At 41.2% G+C, this 3,147-nt stretch carries 3 protein-coding genes; all 3 read right to left on the minus strand.

All coding sequences use genetic code 11. The features are described 5' to 3' along the window. Positions 1 to 822: sugar phosphate isomerase/epimerase family protein (locus ACIQZ6_RS12560; RefSeq protein WP_395811618.1), on the minus strand; the 822-nt coding region annotated here is incomplete at its 3' end. A gap of 20 nt (positions 823 to 842) precedes the next feature. Next, positions 843 to 2,048, minus strand: a complete 1,206-nt coding sequence (locus ACIQZ6_RS12565) for a class I mannose-6-phosphate isomerase (protein WP_395811620.1) — start codon at positions 2,046 to 2,048, stop codon at positions 843 to 845. A 47-nt stretch (positions 2,049 to 2,095) separates the two neighbouring features. Beyond that, positions 2,096 to 3,121 carry an aldose 1-epimerase family protein gene (locus ACIQZ6_RS12570; protein WP_395811622.1) on the minus strand — a complete coding sequence of 342 codons (1,026 nt, stop codon included), beginning with the start codon at positions 3,119 to 3,121 and terminating at the stop codon, positions 2,096 to 2,098. Positions 3,122 to 3,147: the final 26 nt, after the last annotated feature.

Here is a 3,147-nt window from a genome sequence, read left to right on the forward strand (position 1 = left end):
TTGGCAATGTCGGCCAGTTTTATCGTGAGATCCAGATCCATAAGCGGTTCCATCATTTTGAGCCACATGAAAATCAAGGGTCCATGGACGTAAAGCAGCCGTTAACTTTTTAAGCCCCTCGGTCAGCGCTTCACGGTCATCCCATTGATAATCGGTAGGCAATATGCGATGTTCAGGTGCATTGTATCCCAGAAGATATAAAAAAGTATGCGACATATCTGCCTGAAAGCCAATATTTGGGCGATCTACAGCCTCTAGAGTATCTAGCATTGCTTTCCAGCTATGCATTCCGCCCCAGCAAATTTCACCTTCAGCAGCTAATTTTTCGCCATAATCTGCGGCAACATCACAGGCTTCACGGAAAGTCTGAGCAATGAGTTTGGTATTATTTACCGGATCTGCAGCCCAGCTTTCAACACTGCTCGCAGAATCGATTCGGATAACGCCGTATGGGCGAACACCCATTTCCTTTAATTTTTGGCCATAAATACATGATTTACGTACCTGATCTACAAAGTTTGTACGATCTTCTTTGGTACCCATTGCGGGTCCGCCCCAAATTGGTGCAACCAAACTGCCAATCACTAAATTATGTTTACTTACCTGATCAGCCAATCTTTTAATGCCATCTTGATCATCTAAGTTTATTGAAGGGTCAAAAAGACCAACATCAACTCCATCAAACTTAACTCCGTCAACTTCTGCAGCTGCGGTCATTTCTAGCATTTTTTCTAATGAGATTGGTGGTTCTGAATCAGGACCTTTACCCACAATACCAGGCCATGTGGCATTGTGAAGTTTTGGATAAGAATTCTTAGTCATATTCAAAAAATATATAAAAATTATAAAATAAGATCCGGATTTTCTGGACCAAAATGTTTGAGTATTACAATAGGATCTGTCTTGGATGGGTTGCTGATGCGAACACCCTCTGCTGCCGCTTTTTCACTCACAAAGAATTCATCGTTAGTAAGTTGACCATAACGGATGAGTGCAGGAGTTTCAATATCCCAAACTCCGAATTTTCCATGTCCCTGCATCACGATCATACCATAACAGGCGCTATCTTTGATTAGTACGGTTTGCCCCGGTAAAACAGTTAGCTCTTTTGCACTAAATGCTGCAGAACGATAGCATATCCAATTTTCGATATATCCCTCAGCCTCCATTTCTTTTAGTGGTTTTACAGGTTTTGGAAGCATAAACCGAGTTTCCAAAATATTCGGATTCACATTTAAGTCCCAATCAATAACTTCCATCAATTGGTCATAGTCTCCAATTCTATCTTTGGGAGTTCCATTCCACAATAATTCTTCAGGGATGATCGCTTCATTCACCAATGATTGGTACATCGCAAAAACATCGGATGCTTTTTGAGGCTCATAGGTACACATACTTCCCGGTGCATGCAGCATTCCTGGAGGAACATCCCACCCGGTTCCCGGTTCTAATTTAAATGCTTGTGAGTAGGTTGTTAGCTTATTATCGCCCTTGGTGAAATTAACCAAGCATTCGCGAATTTGCGCTTTAGTGGTACCTGGTGCAATCCCAAAAAAGGTATAAGGAAAATCACCACCATGATTATTTAGTTGAGGCGGAAAATAATAGGCTTCAGGCTTACCTTTCTGACCTATTTTAGCAGCATGTTCATCATTGTGATGGATATGATGAGGAAGTGGGCCCATATTGTCAAAAAACTTGGAATACATGGGCCAACTTTTATGTTCATTCCATAAACGATCTCCAATCACTTCGCCTTTAAGCTCATCAATGGCATCTTTCAATAAAAATTGTTCTTCTTTACCACCTTCATTGAAAACTACAGGGCTTAATCCTTCATTTTTACCAGTCAAAGGCCCGTTTTGTGCGGGTGTGGTAGAAGCGAGCCAACGTTCATCAATGCCTCCTCTTTGACCTCCTAATACATAATAATCATCCGGGTGTAACTTAATCCTTCTTCCAGGTACACAAAATGAACGTGGTACCCAGGTAGGTGCTAACCTCAATATCCCTTTTCCTTGTTCTAATGCTTTCTTTGCTAAACTCATATTCTATTTTGAATGTTAATTAAGGCTTAAATCGGGTTGTTATCAGCCTATTTATTTGTTGTTAATTCTATTTCTAATGCATAATTTCTTGTCTCTCCCGGAGCCAGTTGAATTAATTCATTCTGACGTCTAGCCTGACTTTGACCGATTGGTGGATTGGTTCCTGGCTCAAGTCCTACTACATATTCACCTTTTCCAAAATGCTGCCAGTTGGTTAAGCATGGTAATTGTTTTTTCTGAAATTTTAAGTTGACTCGTAATCCAAGTTTCGAATTTTCAAGCCCGCAAGTACAAAATCCATCATCATCTGCTTGAGGATCAATAAAAGCAACTTCCTCTCCACTGCCCTGATGATCATTGAGTGGGGGCAAACATTTCTTGAAATCATTCCCTTCGCGGAATATTTTATTTGGATTGCCATCTCGTGGCTTCCATGTGCCATTCCATAGTATTTTTGTGCCTTCATCAATTAATGGCCAGCCAAAATTACAATGATATAAAAGCATGTGTGCTGCATCCGTATTGCCTCTATTGATCACTTCATCCTGAATACGGATCACTGATTTTCCGAGAGTTGCAGAAATGGTACGTCTCAGTTCTAGCCTACTACCAAGTGCCTGCGATTGTCTGATAATTCCCGTTATACTCATATCCATTTTCCCTGATATGGGATCTGGCTGTATAATTGACTCAATGTCTGCAGGAATATTGCTGATCTCACCATGAATTCCGCGTTCACCAAATTCATCGCTTTCTGGCCCACCAACATGACTTAATCCGCAGGTTACCAACAATCCACCCCCAAAAGTTTTTAGCCAGTTGATGCTTTTATCAGACATGGGCTGTGCAGAAGTAATTCCTGAATGGCTCAACCAGGCCAGGCTATGCTCATTATAAAACGTATCGGCAATATCCATAGCACGATCAATTACCACCTTGAAGCGTAATCCGGTTCCGGTATTGATCCATGCGATGCGGGTACCACGACCTGCACCATTATCTAATACCGAGGTTTCAATACCTCCTAACTGGGCGGTATTAGATAGTTTATTATGCCATGCTTGCTGTATCAAACTAAGTTCTCCTGATAATTATTTAA

This window comes from Daejeonella sp. (assembly GCF_044348475.1).
Taxonomy (GTDB): domain Bacteria; phylum Bacteroidota; class Bacteroidia; order Sphingobacteriales; family Sphingobacteriaceae; genus Daejeonella.

Excerpts from the sequence above, each read along its gene's own strand:
- ACIQZ6_RS12565 (WP_395811620.1), bottom strand. The coding sequence starts at position 2,048 with ATGAGTTTAGCAAAGAAAGCATTAGAACAAGGAAAAGGGATATTGAGG.